The 15,794-nt window shown below is 63.7% G+C and carries 17 protein-coding genes; 9 read left to right on the forward strand and 8 right to left on the reverse strand.

Annotated elements, in window-relative coordinates:
* The first annotated feature begins 35 nt into the window (after positions 1-35).
* From HJD22_RS14260 to glp, 6 genes are all read left to right on the forward strand, one after another.
* On the forward strand, positions 36-2,888 hold the full coding sequence (locus tag HJD22_RS14260; protein WP_208656360.1) for a formate dehydrogenase subunit alpha: 2,853 nt from the start codon (positions 36-38) through the stop codon (positions 2,886-2,888).
* A gap of 64 nt (positions 2,889-2,952) precedes the next feature.
* Entirely contained in the window at positions 2,953-3,588 is a 636-nt protein-coding gene (gene fdh3B, locus HJD22_RS14265) for a formate dehydrogenase FDH3 subunit beta (protein ID WP_208656359.1), read from the forward strand.
* Positions 3,589-3,597: 9 nt separating this feature from the next.
* A complete protein-coding gene (locus HJD22_RS14270; RefSeq protein WP_208656358.1) occupies positions 3,598-4,671 on the forward strand; it encodes a formate dehydrogenase subunit gamma in 1,074 nt (357 codons plus the stop codon).
* Between the two features lie 82 nt (positions 4,672-4,753).
* The gene (locus HJD22_RS14275; protein WP_208656357.1) at positions 4,754-5,071 is read left to right on the forward strand and encodes a DUF1244 domain-containing protein; all 318 of its coding nucleotides are present in this window, start codon (positions 4,754-4,756) and stop codon (positions 5,069-5,071) included.
* Positions 5,068-5,598 (forward strand): molybdenum cofactor biosynthesis protein B, encoded by a 531-nt coding sequence (gene moaB, locus HJD22_RS14280; RefSeq protein WP_208656356.1) that lies wholly within the window; start codon positions 5,068-5,070, stop codon positions 5,596-5,598. Before HJD22_RS14275 ends, moaB begins: the two co-directional genes overlap by 4 nt.
* Positions 5,591-6,835, forward strand: coding sequence for a gephyrin-like molybdotransferase Glp (gene glp / locus HJD22_RS14285; RefSeq protein ID WP_208656355.1), 1,245 nt, complete (start codon positions 5,591-5,593; stop codon positions 6,833-6,835). Before moaB ends, glp begins: the two co-directional genes overlap by 8 nt.
* Before the next feature lie 15 nt (positions 6,836-6,850).
* Here glp and HJD22_RS14290 read toward each other — a convergent pair whose 3' ends face one another.
* The 7 genes from HJD22_RS14290 to hrpB form a co-directional block, all read right to left on the reverse strand.
* Positions 6,851-7,414 (reverse strand): ACP phosphodiesterase, encoded by a 564-nt coding sequence (locus HJD22_RS14290; RefSeq protein WP_208656354.1) that lies wholly within the window; start codon positions 7,412-7,414, stop codon positions 6,851-6,853.
* Between the two features lie 7 nt (positions 7,415-7,421).
* Complete coding sequence (locus HJD22_RS14295) at positions 7,422-7,775, reverse strand: TusE/DsrC/DsvC family sulfur relay protein (protein WP_208656353.1); 354 nt, start codon at positions 7,773-7,775, stop codon at positions 7,422-7,424.
* A complete protein-coding gene (gene tusB, locus HJD22_RS14300) occupies positions 7,775-8,065 on the reverse strand; it encodes a sulfurtransferase complex subunit TusB (protein ID WP_208656352.1) in 291 nt (96 codons plus the stop codon). The genes HJD22_RS14295 and tusB overlap by 1 nt, the downstream gene beginning before the upstream one ends.
* A 37-nt stretch (positions 8,066-8,102) precedes the next feature.
* Positions 8,103-8,498 carry a DsrE family protein gene (locus HJD22_RS14305; protein WP_208656351.1) on the reverse strand — a complete coding sequence of 132 codons (396 nt, stop codon included), beginning with the start codon at positions 8,496-8,498 and terminating at the stop codon, positions 8,103-8,105.
* A gap of 12 nt (positions 8,499-8,510) precedes the next feature.
* On the reverse strand, positions 8,511-8,903 hold the full coding sequence (gene tusD / locus HJD22_RS14310) for a sulfurtransferase complex subunit TusD (RefSeq protein WP_208656350.1): 393 nt from the start codon (positions 8,901-8,903) through the stop codon (positions 8,511-8,513).
* A gap of 73 nt (positions 8,904-8,976) precedes the next feature.
* Positions 8,977-9,645: a Bax inhibitor-1/YccA family protein gene (locus tag HJD22_RS14315; RefSeq protein ID WP_208656349.1), complete on the reverse strand. Its 669-nt coding sequence runs from the start codon at positions 9,643-9,645 to the stop codon at positions 8,977-8,979.
* Positions 9,646-9,788: 143 nt separating this feature from the next.
* Positions 9,789-12,272, reverse strand: coding sequence for an ATP-dependent helicase HrpB (hrpB, locus tag HJD22_RS14320; protein WP_208656348.1), 2,484 nt, complete (start codon positions 12,270-12,272; stop codon positions 9,789-9,791).
* A gap of 73 nt (positions 12,273-12,345) precedes the next feature.
* Here hrpB and HJD22_RS14325 point away from each other — a divergent pair, with 73 nt between their 5' ends.
* From HJD22_RS14325 to arsJ, 3 genes are read left to right on the forward strand one after another with little or no spacing between them, the layout of a single operon-like run.
* A complete protein-coding gene (locus tag HJD22_RS14325; RefSeq protein WP_208656347.1) occupies positions 12,346-12,696 on the forward strand; it encodes a metalloregulator ArsR/SmtB family transcription factor in 351 nt (116 codons plus the stop codon).
* A gap of 52 nt (positions 12,697-12,748) precedes the next feature.
* Positions 12,749-13,774 carry an ArsJ-associated glyceraldehyde-3-phosphate dehydrogenase gene (locus HJD22_RS14330; RefSeq protein ID WP_208656346.1) on the forward strand — a complete coding sequence of 342 codons (1,026 nt, stop codon included), beginning with the start codon at positions 12,749-12,751 and terminating at the stop codon, positions 13,772-13,774.
* Between the two features lie 2 nt (positions 13,775-13,776).
* Positions 13,777-15,015, forward strand: coding sequence for an organoarsenical effux MFS transporter ArsJ (gene arsJ, locus HJD22_RS14335; protein ID WP_208656345.1), 1,239 nt, complete (start codon positions 13,777-13,779; stop codon positions 15,013-15,015).
* 10 nt (positions 15,016-15,025) lie between these two features.
* Here arsJ and HJD22_RS14340 read toward each other — a convergent pair whose 3' ends face one another.
* Complete coding sequence (locus tag HJD22_RS14340) at positions 15,026-15,655, reverse strand: TetR/AcrR family transcriptional regulator (RefSeq protein ID WP_208656344.1); 630 nt, start codon at positions 15,653-15,655, stop codon at positions 15,026-15,028.
* Between the last annotated feature and the right edge of the window lie 139 nt (positions 15,656-15,794).

The raw sequence follows: 15,794 nt of genomic DNA on the forward strand, positions 1-15,794 counted from the left end.
CGTTTTCGCGGATTCCCGTCAAGAGGAACATATACATGCGTTTAACTCGTAAGCAAGATATGCTCGCGAAGGCCGGCCTGGGCATCTCCCGGCGTCAGTTCCTGCAGCGCAGCGGTGCCGCCACTGGCGGCCTTGCCGCTGTCGGCTTCATGGGTAATTCCATGGTGCGCCCCGTCGAGGCGGCTGGTAAAACACTGGTTTCCGACGCCCCGATCGAGACCAAGCGCACCATCTGCTCGCACTGCTCGGTGGGCTGCGGGGTCTATGCCGAGGTCCAGGAAGGGGTCTGGACCAAGCAGCAACCCGCCTTCGACCACCCGATCAACCGTGGCGCGCACTGCGCCAAGGGCGCCTCGCTGCGTCAGCACGGCCACTCCACCCGCCGCCTCAAGTACCCGATGAAACTGGTCGCCGGTGAGTGGCAGCGCATGAGCTGGGAAGACGCCATCGACGAGATCGGCGACAAGCTGCTCGAACTGCGCGAGCAGCACGGCCCCGACAGCGTCTACTGGCTCGGCTCGGCCAAGTTCAGCAACGAACAGGCCTATTTCATGCGCAAGCTGGCCTCGCTGTGGGGCACCAACAATACCGACCACCAGGCACGCATCTGCCACTCCACCACCGTTGCCGGCGTGGCCAACACCTGGGGTTACGGAGCGATGACCAACTCGCTCAACGACATGCACAACAGCCGTGCGATCATCCTGATCGGCTCCAACCCCTCCGAGGCCCACCCGGTGGCGATGCAGCACGTGCTGATCGCCAAGGAGCGCAGTAACGCCGAGATAATCGTCGTCGATCCCCGCTTCACCCGCACCGCCGCCAAGGCCACCCAATACGTGCGCATCCGTCCCGGCTCGGACGTGGCCTACGTCTGGGGCCTGCTGTGGCACATCTTCGAGAATAGCTGGGAAGACCGCGAATACATCGAGCAGCGGGTCTATGGCATGGACGAGATCCGGGCCGAGGTGGCACAGTTCACCCCCGAGGTGGTCGAGGAGATCACCGGGGTGCCGGAAAGCGTGATGTTCGACACCGCCAAGCGCCTGGCCGACAACCGCCCCGGCTGCGTGGTGTGGTGCATGGGCGGCACCCAGCACACCACCGGCAACAACAACACCCGCGCCTACTGCATCCTCGAGCTGGCGCTGGGCAACATCGGCAAGTCCGGCGGCGGCGCCAACATCTTCCGCGGCCACGACAACGTGCAGGGCGCCACCGATCTGGGTCTGGGCAGCGACTCCCTGCCCGGCTACTACGGCCTCGCCGAGGGCGCCTGGCAACACTGGGCCAAGGTATGGGACGTCGACTACGAGTGGATCAAGAACCGCTTCGACGATACCGAATATGCCGACGGCAAGCCGATGTACACCAACGGCATCACCGTGTCGCGCTGGGTCGACGGCGTGCTCGAGGAGGACGAGAACATCTCCCAGCGCACCGCCCTCAAGGCGATGTTCTACTGGGGTCATGCGGTCAACTCCCAGACTCGCGGCCCGGAAATGAAGAAGGCCATGAGCAAGCTCGACATGATGGTGATCGTCGATCCCTACCCGACCGTCGCCTCCGTCATGCACGACCGTACCGACGGCGTCTACCTGCTGCCGGCCGCCACCCAGTTCGAGACCACCGGCAGCGTCACCGCCACCAACCGCTCGATCCAGTGGCGCGACCAGGTCATCGAGCCGATGTTCGAGTCCAAGCCCGATCACGAGATCATGTATCTCTTCGCCAAGAAGCTCGGCTTCGCCGACGAGATGGTCAAGAACATCCAGGTCGACGGCAACGAGCCGCTGATCGAGGACATCCTGCGCGAGATCAACCGCGGGATGTGGACGGTGGGCTACACTGGCCAGAGCCCGGAACGCCTCAAGGAGCACCAGAAGAACTGGCACACCTTCAGCTTCGAGCACCTGCGTGCCGAAGGCGGCCCCGCCGACGGCGACTACTACGGCCTGCCGTGGCCGTGCTGGGGCACGCCCGAGATCCGTCACCCCGGCTCGCCCAACCTCTACGACACCAGCGTCCCGGTCAAGGATGGCGGCATGGGCTTCCGCGCCCGCTTCGGCATCGAACGTAACGGTGTCTCGCTGCTCGCCGACGGCTCGGCTCCGATCGAGTCCGAGCTCGATGACGGTTATCCGGAGTTTACCGACCAGTTGCTCAAGGATCTCGGCTGGTGGGACGACCTGACCGACGAGGAGAAGGCCGCCGCCGAAGGCGAGAACTGGAAGACCGACATGTCGGGCGGCATTCAGCGCGTGGCCATCGAGCACGGCTGCACGCCGCACGGCAACGCCAAGGCGCGCTGCGTGGTGTGGACCTTCCCCGACGAGGTGCCCAAGCACCGCGAGCCGCTCTACACCACCCGCCGCGATCTGGTCGAGAAGTACCCCACCTGGGACGACTTCTCCTCGATCATGCGCCTGCCGACGCTCTACAGAAGCATCCAGGAGCGCGACACCTCCCGCGACTTCCCGATCATCCTCACCTCGGGCCGTCTGGTCGAGTACGAGGGGGGCGGTGAGGAGACCCGTTCCATGTCGTGGCTGGCCGAGCTGCAGCAGGAGATGTTCGTCGAGATCAACCCCGCCAACGCCAACGACATCGGCATTCGCGATGGCGACCAGGTATGGGTCGAGGGACCCGAGGGCGGCCGCGTCCTGGTCAAGGCGCTGGTCACGCCGCGCGTCGATCGCAACGTGGCGTTCATGCCTTTCCACTTCGGCGGCGTTTTCCAGGGCGAGAGCCTGCACGACCGCTACCCGGAAGGCACGGCGCCCTATGTACTGGGCGAATCGGTGAACATCGCCACCACCTACGGCTACGACCCGGTGACCTTGATGCAGGAAACCAAGTGCACCGTCTGCCGTATCGAGCGCGCCTGACACCGACGAGACTAAAAATACGACACGGAGCGGGTGACGCCCGCTCCGCGCCGAGGAGAATACCATGGCCCAAATGAAGTTCATGTGCGATGCCGAGCGCTGCATCGAGTGCAACGGCTGCGTGACCGCCTGCAAGAACGCCAATGATGTCGAATGGGGCATCCAGCGTCGCCGCGTCGTCACGCTCAACGACGGCGAGCCGACCGAGGTTTCCATCTCGGTGGCCTGCATGCACTGCGACGACGCGCCGTGCATGGCCGTCTGCCCCACCGACTGCTTCTACAAGACCGACGACGGCATCGTGCTGCACGACAAGGATCTGTGCATCGGTTGCGGTTACTGCCTGTATGCCTGCCCATTCGGCGCGCCGCAGTTTCCCAAGACGAACGCCTTCGGCGAACGCGGCAAGATGGACAAGTGCACCTTCTGTGCCGGCGGCCCCGCCGATTCCAAGGAAGAGGAGTACGAGAAGTACGGCTCCAACCGTATCGCCGAAGGCAAGTTGCCACTGTGCGCCGAGATGTGCTCGACCAAGGCGCTGCTCGCCGGCGACGCCCAGACGGTGGCCGACATCTTCCGCGAGCGCGTCGTACAGCGTGGCCACAAGGATGGTGCCTGGTCCCAGGTTAGCCGCCCCGGCCCTGACACTGCCGCGTATTCCATGGACAATCTGGCCTACGATGCCACCCGCCAAGGGTAAGGAGGCTCCATGTCCGTGTTAGCAAGTGTGTCAAGGCTTGCCGCGCCAGCTCTCTGGCGGCTGGTAGCCATGGCTCTGCTCTTGGTGCTGGCCCTTGGGGCAAGCACTCAGGCGCAGGCGCAGTCTGCCGATCCCGAGCGCGAGATCGGCACCGCCATGCCTGGAATCAATGCCGATATCTGGCGCCAGGTCAGAAGCGGCGAGGTCAACGAGAGCTTTCGTGACTCCCGTCATGACTCCACCTACAACCTGATCAACACGAGCGGCCAGACCTGGCGCATCATCCGCAACCGCTGGGTCTCGCCCTTCGGACTGATCGCGGTGGGCGGCATGATCGCTGTCATCACGCTCTTCTACCTGGTGATCGGCAGCAAGAAGCTCGGCGAACCGCGCACCGGCCGCAAGCTGCTGCGCTGGACGGTGCTGGAGCGTTCGCTGCACTGGACGATGGCCACGCTATTCATCGTCCTGGCGCTGACGGGCCTGAACCTGCTCTACGGCAAGTTCGTGTTCCGGCCGCTGTTCGGCGATGCCATCTGGGCCACGATGATCTCGTTGTCGAAGGTCTCGCACAACTACCTCGGCCCGCTCTTCGGCGTCCTGCTGATCATCGTGCTCGCCAAGTTCTTCAAGCACAACCTGCCGAAGAAGCACGATATCACTTGGATCAAGAAGGGTGGCGGGATGGTCGGCAAGGCCCACGTCGATGCCGGCTTCGCCAACGCCGGTGAGAAGCTGTGGTACTGGATACTGGCCACGGCAGGCCTAGCGGTGATCGCAAGCGGTCTGGTGCTCGACTTCCCCAATTTCGGCCAAAGCCGCGACACCATGCAGTGGGCCAACGTGATCCACGCCGTGAGCGCCCTGGGTCTGACCGCCATGGCCCTAGGCCATATTTATATCGGCACCATCGGCAGCGAAGGCTCGCTCGAGGGAATGGCCACCGGCTACGTCGACGAAACCTGGGCCAAGGAGCATCACAACCTATGGTATGAGGAGGTCAAGGATCGCGCGGTCGACGAGGCCGAACTGACGAACCGGCAATCTGGATTGGACGATAGTGCCGCCCAGCGACCCGGCTAAGCACACCGAACGCCTTTCGACACCGCCCACGGGCGGTGTCTTTTGTTATGCTTGGGCCGACGCTCTTTCCGAGGAAATTCTCATGCAACATCTTGACGATGCCACACGTACCGAACTGGAAGCGGCCGCCTTTCGCCACCTGCTCAAACATCTCGATGCCAACAAGGACGTGCAGAACATCGACCTGATGATCCTGGCCGACTTCTGCCGCAACTGCCTCTCGAAGTGGCTGGTGGCCGCCGCCGAGGAGCGTGGCGCCGAACTCGACTACGAGACAGCACGCGAACATGTCTATGGCATGCCCTACAGCGAGTGGAAGGTTCACCACCAAGCGCCGGCGACTCCCGAACAGCTCGCCACCCTCGACGCTCGCCAGCAACGCAAGAAGGAGCAGGCATGAGCGCGGATCCCGGCGCCTTCGTCCCGCTCAGCATTGCCGTGCTGACGGTTTCCGACACGCGCAGCGAAGAGACGGATCGCAGCGGCCAGTCGCTCGTCGAAAGACTTGAGAGTGCCGGACACCGCCTGGCCGACAAGCGCATCGTCATCGATGACGTCTACCGCATTCGCGCCCAGGTCTCGGCCTGGATCGCCGATCCGGCGGTTCAGGTGATCCTGACTACCGGCGGCACCGGCTTCACCGGCCGCGACTCCACCCCGGAGGCAGTCTCGGTACTGCTAGACAAGCGCATCGAAGGCTTCGGTGAGCTGTTTCGCCAGCTCTCCTTCCAGGAGATCGGTAGCTCGACCATCCAGAGCCGCTGCCTGGGGGGCTTTGCCAATGCCACCGTGGTGTTCTGTTTGCCCGGCTCCACCGGCGCCTGTCGCACTGCCTGGGATGGCATCCTGCGCGAACAGCTCGACAGCCGTCACAAGCCCTGCAACTACGCTAACCTGGTCATTCCCGGGCGGGGGCAGCATGGCTGAACAAGTGCTTGAGATAGGCGATGATAAAGGCCATGAGCTGCGCCCCATCGACGCGGCGCTTCACGCCATGCTGTCGGGACTCACCACGCTCCCCGGCCAGACGATAGCCCTCGACCAGGCCGGCGAGCGTATCCTGGCGCAGCCCTTGATCGCGCAGCTCGATGTCCCGGCGTTCGACAATAGCGCGATGGATGGCTATGCGTTACGCGCCGCCGACGCGGGCCAAGCGCTACCAGTCTCGCAACGCGTCGCGGCCGGTCAATCGGCCACTCCACTCGCCCTTGGGACTTGTGCACGCATCTTCACCGGTGGCGAACTCCCCCCTGGGGCGGATTGCGTGGTGATGCAGGAGCGTGTCGAGCGCCAGGCAGACCGAGCAGTGATACCCGCCGGCATCCCCATCGGCGAGAATGTGCGTCGGCGTGGACGCGACGTGAGCGCCGGAACGACGCTGCTCCCCGCCGGCACGCAGCTCAATGCTGCAGCGCTTGGCCATATCGCAGGCCAGGGATTCACTGACGTCACGGTCGTGCGCAAGCCGCGTATCGCCCTGCTCTCCACCGGCGACGAGATCGTCGATCCCGGCACGCCCCTCGCCCCGGGCCAGATCTACAACTCCAATCGGCCCATGCTCAAGCAGCTGCTCGAACGCTTCGGCACCGAGGTAGTGATGACCGAACGCGTGAGGGATGATTTCGACGCCACCTGCGAGATTTTCCGCCAGGCGGCCTCCCTAGCCGACGTGGTGGTCTCCACGGGGGGCGTGAGCGTCGGCGAGGAGGATCACGTCAAGGCGGCAGTCGAGCGACTGGGAAACCTCGACCTGTGGCGCCTGGCGATACGGCCCGGCAAGCCGCTTGCCATTGGTCGCCTCATCTCTGCCCAGGGTGGCGAGGTGCGTTTCGTCGGCCTGCCAGGCAATCCTGTCTCCACTTATGTCGGCGCCTGGCTGTTCCTGCGTCCGCTGATCGGCGCCCTGCTCGGCTGCCCGAGCATGGCATCACTGCCGCACCTCACGGCGCGCAGCGACTTTACCACCCAGACCCAGGCTCGACAGCACTACATGCGAGTCGCGCTCAGCTTCGACGAGACAGGAATGAAAGCCAGCGCCTTTCGCGACCAGAACTCTGGTGTACTCTCCTCCTGCATTCAGGCCGATGCCCTGGCGGTGATACCTCCCAATAGCGAGATCGTGCCAGGCGACATGCTTGCGTGTTTATGGCTGGTGGAGCATTGATCGTGCATTAACGGGTCAGGCGACGCCCAGTTCATCATACAACGAGGGCCAGAGTCGCTGGAAAGCCGCTTCCAGTGCGAGATAGTCGTGATCCAGCCAGGGGGCGAGTTCGGCTAGCCGATTGGGACCCGAGAGACGTCGTCCGATGCCACTGATGGCTCGGCAAGTAAAGGCGAAATCGGCGTAGCCGCGCAACCAGTCCTGCTCCACCAGTATCGGCATCATCGCGGCCAGCCGGGATGGTGCCCGGCGCTTGCCGAGCAGCGCATAGCAGCGCTCTATCAGGACGTGATGCTCATCGTGTGTGGCCAGTTTTCGCGCCAGGAAGTGATCCCACAACAGATCGAGGGCGATGGGGGCGTAGCGCCTCAGCCCGGGAGGCGCGCGACACAGCACCTCGCGTACCACTGGGTGTGAATCGACCCGTGCATCCACCAGGCGGTGATGGCGAATGCCGTCGGCGATCTCAGCCTCCCAGGCCGAGAGATCGCTCCCCTTCACTCCATCGGCGATCAGATTGCCGTACAGGAAGTCATCACTGCCACCATGGGCAAGCCAGGCGTGAGCGAGGAAGTTCATCTGTCCTTCACAGGCAGTTGGCGGGTTTGGGAAGCCCAGCCAGCCGTGCCGCCACCTTGGCCGGACTCTCCGGGAACAACCGCATCAGATGAAGTGACTTGCCCTTCTCCGGCCCCAGCGCCTGGCTCACCGCCTTGACCAGCGGGCGCATCGCAGGCGCCATCTCATAGCGAGCATAGAAATCGCGCAACACCTCGATCACCTCCCAATGCTCCTCGGTCAGAGTGCGTGACTCCTCTTCGGCTAGCCGGCTGGCGACCTGAGGCGTCCAGTCACTGAGATCGATCAAGTAACCTTCGGTATCCAAAGCCACCTTTTGATTGTCTATAATTAGATAACGGTATATTTCTGTCGATGCCATCAGAACCAACTCACCGTCTTGTCCGCCTCTTCCGTCAATGTCACGAAACCATCGACATCCACTACCATGACATCGGGATCGCAGCGCCCCTCTAGGCCGCGCGCGGCGAGATCTTCGCGCAGCGCATACAGACGCCCCTTGAGTTCCTCGAAGTGGCGTACCATCTGGGGTAGCGCCCCCTGAACGCCATCTTCGATCAGCAACAGCCGATCCTGCGGGCCCATGGCGCCAAGTACCTGCTGATAGACCCGGCTCGAGGTCGGCGAGCGGTTGAGCGTATGTAGAATCATGGGCGCCCTCTTCGTGTGTCCAGGTCCATCATGTCAATTAGAAGTTGAGTACCAGCAGGTGGCAGCGCAACGCCTGGGCCATCTCAACCGACGATACCGGCCGCACCGGCACGAACAGATCCTCGCGGTCCAGTCCGTATGCCGTCAGCGCATCGGCATCGACAAGCAGCGTCTCGATATCGTACATGCCCAGCATCTCGATCACCGGATGGGTACCCTTCTGCCCGAGGGCACCAGCACCCTGTTCCGTCAGTAGCGACAACACCCCCTCGCCGCTGAAAAGCAGCGTGACGTCGCGGCCGAAGGCGGCAGCCACTAGGGCAACGTCGAGACCCTCCTTCAACCAGCTGCTGCCATGCGGCGCATGGCGCAGGATCATCAGCAGATCGCCTGCCAGTGTTGGTGCATCACCCTGCTCGGTCGCGTCACTCATGGCTCACCATCGTCACGGAGAAAAGGTAATCAAGCGGTCATGAGTCAGGCCCGCCTCCACCAACTGCCCAAGGCCAGTAAGCTCGAACGGCGCCTCGAGGCTAAAGCCCTGCTTGCCATGGCGCGCCGCCTCTCGCTCGTCGAGAAGGCCGCGGCGCAGGCCGGCGGCAATGCATACCTGCAGTGACGTGCCATGCTTGTCGTGCAGGCGGCGCCAGCCGTCGACCAGATGCGGCTCGTCCTGGGGAGGCGCGGCCAGGCGAGCCGCGTTGTAGACACCATCATGATAGAAGAAAACCGTCTCCAGCCGATGGCCGCGGGCGATTAGGGCATCGGCGAAGCGCAATGCCGAATGCGACGCCTGGTGACTATAGGGTGCCCCTTGGACCAGTAAGGCATAGCGCATGGTGATTCCTCGACGGCCTGTCCACAAACGCGATGGCCCCGCCGAGGCGGGGCCATCGATCCAGCGTTACCTATCAATCGCTGTTCATGATACCCAGCAGCGACAGCAGGCTGATGAACAAGTTGTAGATCGAGACGTAGAGCGTGATGGTAGCGAGAATGTAGTTGGTCTCGCCGGCGCGATGAACGATCTCACTGGTCTGGAAGAGAATCGCCGCGGAGGCGAACAGCACGAAGCCAGCCGATACCGCCAGCGACAGCGTGGGAATGTTGAAGACCAGTGCCGCGACCATGGCCAGGATCAGCACGATGGCACCCGCCATCAGGAAGTTGCCCAGGAAGCTGAAGTCCTTCTTGGTCACCAGCGCCACGGCGGATAGGCCAATGAAGGTCGCACCGGTCATCGCCAGCGCCGTCATGATCAGTGCCGAGCCGTTGGGCAGCGTCAGATAGGCGCTGAGGATCGGTCCGAGGGTGAAGCCCATGAAACCGGTGAAAGCGAACGTCGCCAGCAGGCCTGCAGCCGAGTTGGCGGTCTTGTGGACCAGGAACATCAGCCCGTACGCACCAATGAAGAAGACGAAGATGTTCAGCCGCTCGATGCCCATGGCCATGGAGGCCCCGGCGGTCACCGCGGAGAACAGTAGAGTCATCGCCAGCAGGCCGTAAGTGTTGCGCAGGACCTTATTGGTGCTGACGGCACTCGCCTGATGATGTGTGACATGAGATTCTTGATAAGCCATCGATCGATGCTCCCTGTATTTGTCTATCGTGCAGTGGACAAGAATGCCGCCTGAGAGAGGCGGGTGCAATACCCAGCTACCAACGCTTTGAACGTCAGCACGCCTCGAGAGTTCCCAAAGCGGCACCGCGAGTTGACGAAACGTCAACGTTGGCGCGAGCCTATTTGCCGGGTTCGGGCCGTCGCCTCGGCGCTTAGCGGATCCTCAGGCCAGGGGTGCTTGGGGTAGCGGCCACGCATCTCCTTGCGCACCTCGAAATAGCCATTGCTCCAGAAGCCCGCCAGATCCCGGGTGACCTGTAGCGGTCGCCGAGCCGGCGAGAGAAGATGAATGACCACCGTCACCCGCCCCTCCACCAAGCGTGGCGTTTGCGCCAGACCAAAGAGTTCCTGCAACTTGACCGCAAGCACCGGCTCGCCGTTGCGATAGTCGAGGCGAATACGCGCACCGCTGGGCACCGCCAGGTGGGTGGGGGCCAGCAGATCGAGGCGTTGGCGCAGTGGCCAGGCGAGCCGATCGAGTAATGGCCGGGTCAGGGGAAGTCGATCGATCGCCTCCAGCCGGGTGATGCCATCCAGGTGCGGAGCGAGCCACTCCTCCAGGTCGTTCAGCAGAGCGCTCATCGACCAGTCGGGCCATGGCTCCTCTTTGTCGCCAAGCTCACCTCGCACCAGCGCCACGCGCCCCAGCAGTTGCTGCGCTTCTTCATCCAATATCAAGCTACCCCGCTTGCGCAGTGCCGCCAGCAGTGCGGTGCGCACCGCCTGTTCGGGAAGACGAGCCAGTGGGCGCCGCTCCAGCACCAACTCACCCAGGCAGCGTACCTCCTCACCCTGCAGCCGCCCCTCTCGCTCCGACCACTCGATTCGCGCACGCCACAGCGTGGTATCGGGAAGTAACGATGCCAGGCGCGCTAGATGCAACTGCGCCGCCCGATGGACAGTGGCCTGGGTCGCGTCACCATCAAGCTCCACTGCCACCAGTGCTTCGGCATGCGCCAGCGGATGCGACTCGGGCAGTACCGCTTGACCGCCACCGGCAAGCTTGAAGCGCCCAGGCTCGAGACGCAATGCCACTCGCTCCGGATAGGCTAGCGCCAGCAATTCTCCAAGCGGCGCCAGGCTTGTCACATCGAGTGGGCAACCGGCGCGCGTCGCCAAGCGCTGAGCATCACGGTACCACTGCCCCTCCTCGCCCTGGGCTCGGGCCTGGGGGCGATTTGCCAGGAGCGCGGCCAGATCGCGTTCATGACCACCTCGCTGCCCTACTCCCCGGCTCTCCAACAGCGCCACCAGCCAGCAGGCAAGTGGCAGCGCGTCGAACTCACCAGCACGTTCGAGCAGCAGCGCCAGGCGCGGATGGGACGGCCAGCGCGAGCAGCGTGCGCCCAGCCGCGTGAGAGCATGATCGGTGCCCAGCACCCCCAGGCGCTTCAACAACTCACTCCCTGCCTCGAAGCCCGCGACTGGCGGTGGGGTAACCCAGGCTAGCTGCCCTGGCTCCTTGACGCCCCAGCGTGCCAGCTCGAATGCCAGGCCAGCCAGGTCAGTCTGCAGGATTTCGGGCTCGCCATGGGCTGGCAGAGGCTGCTCCTCGGGCCACAACCGATAACAGTGCCCGGGTCCCTGGCGACCGGCACGCCCACGTCGCTGGTCAGCACTGGCGCGATTGATACGCCGTGTGGTCAGCCGCGTCAGTCCCGAGCGCGCCCGGTACTCGGGCACCCGTTCGAAGCCGCTGTCGATGACCACCCGCACACCGTCCACGGTGACGCTCGACTCAGCAATTGCCGTGGCCAGCACCACGCGCCGGCCGCCTGAGGAGTTGGCGCGCAGCGCTCGCTGCTGCTCCTCCAGCGGCAGGCGCCCATGCAGTTCGAACAGCTTCACCTCGCTTGGCAGCCCTTGCAGCGCACGGGCCAGACGGCGAATCTCGGCGACACCGGGCACTAAGACGAGCAGGTCGCCGTCGTGCCTGGTCAGAGCCTCTTGCACCACTCGGGCCTGCTGGCGGATCTCCGACTCTCGACTCGTCAGGGCTCGATAGTGGGTCTCGACCGGGTAGGCGCGTCCCGCACAGTCGATCAATGGTGTCGACTCGCCAAGCACCGTGCGTAATGAAGCGACATCCAGGGTGGCCGACATCACCAGCAAGCGCAGCTCCTCGCGCAGCCCCGCCTGAACGTCCAGCGCCAGTGCCAGTCCCAGGTCGGCCTCGAGACTGCGTTCATGAAACTCATCGAAGATGATGCCGGTCACGCCCTCAAGCATCGGATCGTCCTGCAGCATGCGCGTCAGCACGCCCTGGGTGACCACCTCCAGACGTGTCTCTGGCCCCACCCGGCTCTCTGCGCGTACGCGATAGCCGATCCTATCGCCGACCCGCTCACCGAGTGTCTCGGCCATGAAGCGTGCGGCCAGTCGCGCGGCGACACGGCGTGGTTCAAGCAATAACAGCCTGCCCCTACCTCCGATGCCCTGGCACCAAGGCTCGTCGAGCAGTGCCAGAGGAACTCGGGTGGTCTTGCCAGCGCCAGGTGCGGCCACCAGCACTACCCGTGAGTGATGAATCAGCGCTTGGCGAATCGCCTCGAGCTGGCCATCGATCGGCAGGGCTGCCTCTGTCATCGAATTGTCACCCCCTTTCATATACGATGTACCATATATATTGCTTACCACATATCACTGATCGGAGTAGGCCGTGAGCGAGAACGCCACCCAGTTCTTCAAGTGCCTGGCCGACGAGACGCGTCTGTCGATCCTGTTGTTGATCCAGGCCGAGGAGGAGCTCTGCGTGTGTGAATTCATCCATGTGCTCGACGCCTCCCAGCCGAAGATATCGCGCCATCTTGCCCAGTTGCGCAGCTGCGAGCTGGTGGCAGATCGCCGTCAGGGTCAATGGGTCTACTACCGTCTGCACCCCGAGTTGCCTGGCTGGGCACGGAACGTCCTCGAGAGCACTGCCAAGGGGTGCAAGAGCATCGTCGCCGAAATGCAGCGCAACCTGGACCGCATGGACAACCGCCCCGAACGCCGCAGCACCTGCTGCTGAGCGCCCCGTATCGAGTATCGCTTCGTCCGACAACTCATCCAAGGAGGTTCACATGACCCTCAAGATCGGCATCAACGGCTTCGGTCGCATCGGCCGCCTGGCGCTGCGCTCAGGCTGGCAGCGCGACGACGTCGAATTCGTTCAGATCAACGACCCGGGCGGCGACACGGCCACCCTCGCCCATCTGCTGGAGTTCGACTCGGTGCATGGCCATTGGGATGCGGGTAGCGGAGATGGTATCACGGCCGAACCGCACGCCCTGATCGTTGCGGGCAAGCGAATCGCCTGCAGTGCCAACCGCGAGATTGGCGACAGCGACTGGTCCGGCTGCGATATGGTGATCGAGGCCTCCGGCAAGATGAAGACCAGGGAGAAGCTACAGGCCTATCTGGACCAAGGCGTGAAGCGAGTGGTAGTCAGTGCGCCGATCAAGGAAGAGGGGGTGCTCAACGTAGTAATGGGCGTCAACGATCATCTCTTCGACCCCGCCAGCCACCCTATAGTGACTGCCGCGAGCTGCACTACCAACTGCCTGGCGCCAGTGGTCAAGGTGATCCTCGAGAAACTCGGCATCCGCCACGGCTCGATGACCACCATCCACGACATCACCAATACCCAGGTGATTCTCGACGCTCCGAGTTCTTCACAAAAGCCGGATCTGCGCCGCTCACGGGCCTGCGGCATGAGCCTGATTCCCACCACCACCGGTTCGGCCAAGGCGATCGGCGCCATCTTCCCGGAACTCGAGGGCAAGCTGAACGGCCATGCGGTACGCGTGCCACTGGCCAACGCCTCACTCACTGACATGGTCTTCGAAGTCGAGCGCGAGACCAGCGCAGACGAGGTCAACGCCCTGCTCAAGGAGGCGGCGCAAGGCGAGCTTGCCGGCATCCTGGGCTTTGAAGAGCGCCCGCTGGTGTCGATCGACTACCGCAGCGACCCGCGCAGCGCCATCGTCGATGCCCTCTCGACCATGGTCGTGGCCGGTACCCAGGTCAAGATCTACGCCTGGTACGACAACGAGTACGGCTATGCCAACCGAACCGTGGAGCTGGCCGCCAAGGTCGGCAAGGCCTGACCATGCTCACGTGTCTCGCCCGGCTCCCCCACGAGGTGCGTCAGTACTTGCTGGTGACCACTAACTACTGGGCGTTCACGCTTACCGACGGCGCCCTGCGCATGCTGGTGGTGCTGCACTTTCATCAGCTCGGGTATACCGCGCTCGAAGTGGCGCTGCTGTTTCTGTTCTACGAGTTCTTCGGCGTGGTGACCAACCTGGTCGGCGGATGGCTCGGTGCCAGGCTGGGGCTCAATCGCACCATGAACCTCGGCCTTGGTCTGCAGATCGTGGCGCTGGCGATGCTGCTGGTTCCCGCCGCCTGGCTGTCGGTCGCGTGGGTGATGGCAGCCCAGGCACTCTCCGGCATCGCCAAGGATCTCAACAAGATGAGTGCCAAGAGTGCGATCAAGACGCTGGTCCCGGCGGGAGGCGGCAACAACGCGCTCTACCGCTGGGTCGCCCTGCTCACCGGGTCGAAGAATGCGCTCAAGGGGGTAGGGTTCTTCCTGGGAGGGCTGCTGCTGTCGCTGGCCGGGTTTCGCGGCGCGGTGCTGCTCATGGCAGCGATGTTGTGCGCCGTGCTGGGACTCTCGTTGTGGCGTATGGGTGGCGAGCTGGGCCGCGCCAAGGTCAAACCCAAGTTCCGTGAGATCCTCTCCAAGAGCCGCGCGATAAACGTGCTCTCCGCAGCGCGCATGTTCCTGTTTGGCGCACGCGATGTATGGTTCGTCGTCGCCCTGCCGGTGTTTCTGGCCAGCGACTTCGGCTGGGACCACTGGCGCGTAGGGGCGTTCCTCGCCGCCTGGGTGATCGCCTATGGCGGCGTGCAGGCGATCGCCCCGCGCATTACCGGCACCCGCCACGCCGGGCGTGGCGCCGCCATCGGCTGGGCAGCGGCGTTGGCGGCACTCCCGGCGATCATCGCCCTGGGCCTCGCCTGGCAACCGGGGCTCTTCCTGCTCGGCGGGCTGATACTGTTCGGGGCACTGTTCGCGATCAATTCGAGCCTGCACAGCTACCTGATCGTGGCGATGGCACGAGAGGACGGCGTCTCGCTGGATGTCGGTTTCTATTATATGGCCAATGCCATGGGTCGGCTGATCGGCACGCTGCTCTCGGGCTGGATCTATATGACCGCTGGCCTCGCCGCCTGCCTGTGGGTCTCCTCGGCGATGCTGGCGGTGACGTTGGCGATCTCGTTTGCGCTACCACGAAGCGAGGCCTCGACAGCCATGACGAAATCGCCGCTGGTGAAATGAACCGGACGATTCATCTCACGCCGCACCCCTTGAGGATCACCCGGCAAAGGAAATCGGTGATGCGCCGGTAATCCTCATCGCCCAAATGTTGGCGGCCGGTAATGCCGAGCACCTGCGGCTCGAAGTCGGCATAGTGCTGCGTCGCCGACCAGATCAGGAAGATCAGCCATATCGGGTCGACCGGATCCATCAACCCGCGCTCGGCCCACTGCTCGAAGATCTCGGCGCGGGCCTCTACCCAGTCGCGCAGCTCGCCCTGCAGATACTCTGCCAGGAAAGGTGCGCCACCAAGTATCTCGGCGGCAAACAAGCGCGAGCCTTGGGGGTGGTCGCGGGTCAGCTGCATCTTGCTGCGAATGAAGGCTTCAAGCACCTCGGCGGGGTCATCATCGACGCTGATATCGTCGAGCATGACGTTCCAGCGCGCCATCATCCGCTCGAGCAGTGTCACATAGAGCTTTCGCTTGCTGCCGACGTAGTAGAGCACGTTGGACTTCGGCAGCCCGGCCGCTTCGGCGATCGCCTGCACACTCGCACCTCGGTAGCCGTGGCAAGCGAATACCCGCTCTGCCGCCTCGAGAATGGCCTTCTCGTTGCGCAGTCGCGTACGCGTCGCATCGGCTGTTCCCATCGATGTCATAAGCTCGGACTCTGAAAGGGAAAGCCTAAGCTTGCCGTAGCCCCCCTCACCCTGCAATGGGCAGCCAGGCGGTAATGTGCAAGTACGGGCTGAGTCTTCTCAGACTTGCACTTTCAACGCACTTGGGCCAGGATTTCGA

It is taken from the genome of Halomonas sp. TA22, assembly GCF_013009075.1.
In the GTDB taxonomy this organism is placed as follows: domain Bacteria; phylum Pseudomonadota; class Gammaproteobacteria; order Pseudomonadales; family Halomonadaceae; genus TA22.

Excerpts from the sequence above, each read along its gene's own strand:
- glp (WP_208656355.1), top strand. The coding sequence starts at position 5,591 with ATGGCTGAACAAGTGCTTGAGATAGGCGATGATAAAGGCCATGAGCTG.
- HJD22_RS14305 (WP_208656351.1), bottom strand. The coding sequence starts at position 8,498 with ATGAGTGACGCGACCGAGCAGGGTGATGCACCAACACTGGCAGGCGAT.
- tusB (WP_208656352.1), bottom strand. The coding sequence starts at position 8,065 with ATGATTCTACATACGCTCAACCGCTCGCCGACCTCGAGCCGGGTCTAT.
- HJD22_RS14290 (WP_208656354.1), bottom strand. The coding sequence starts at position 7,414 with ATGAACTTCCTCGCTCACGCCTGGCTTGCCCATGGTGGCAGTGATGAC.
- HJD22_RS14275 (WP_208656357.1), top strand. The coding sequence starts at position 4,754 with ATGCAACATCTTGACGATGCCACACGTACCGAACTGGAAGCGGCCGCC.
- HJD22_RS14330 (WP_208656346.1), top strand. The coding sequence starts at position 12,749 with ATGACCCTCAAGATCGGCATCAACGGCTTCGGTCGCATCGGCCGCCTG.
- moaB (WP_208656356.1), top strand. The coding sequence starts at position 5,068 with ATGAGCGCGGATCCCGGCGCCTTCGTCCCGCTCAGCATTGCCGTGCTG.
- HJD22_RS14270 (WP_208656358.1), top strand. The coding sequence starts at position 3,598 with ATGTCCGTGTTAGCAAGTGTGTCAAGGCTTGCCGCGCCAGCTCTCTGG.
- HJD22_RS14260 (WP_208656360.1), top strand. The coding sequence starts at position 36 with ATGCGTTTAACTCGTAAGCAAGATATGCTCGCGAAGGCCGGCCTGGGC.
- arsJ (WP_208656345.1), top strand. The coding sequence starts at position 13,777 with ATGCTCACGTGTCTCGCCCGGCTCCCCCACGAGGTGCGTCAGTACTTG.
- HJD22_RS14295 (WP_208656353.1), bottom strand. The coding sequence starts at position 7,775 with ATGGCATCGACAGAAATATACCGTTATCTAATTATAGACAATCAAAAG.
- HJD22_RS14340 (WP_208656344.1), bottom strand. The coding sequence starts at position 15,655 with ATGACATCGATGGGAACAGCCGATGCGACGCGTACGCGACTGCGCAAC.
- hrpB (WP_208656348.1), bottom strand. The coding sequence starts at position 12,272 with ATGACAGAGGCAGCCCTGCCGATCGATGGCCAGCTCGAGGCGATTCGC.
- HJD22_RS14315 (WP_208656349.1), bottom strand. The coding sequence starts at position 9,645 with ATGGCTTATCAAGAATCTCATGTCACACATCATCAGGCGAGTGCCGTC.
- tusD (WP_208656350.1), bottom strand. The coding sequence starts at position 8,903 with ATGCGCTATGCCTTACTGGTCCAAGGGGCACCCTATAGTCACCAGGCG.
- fdh3B (WP_208656359.1), top strand. The coding sequence starts at position 2,953 with ATGGCCCAAATGAAGTTCATGTGCGATGCCGAGCGCTGCATCGAGTGC.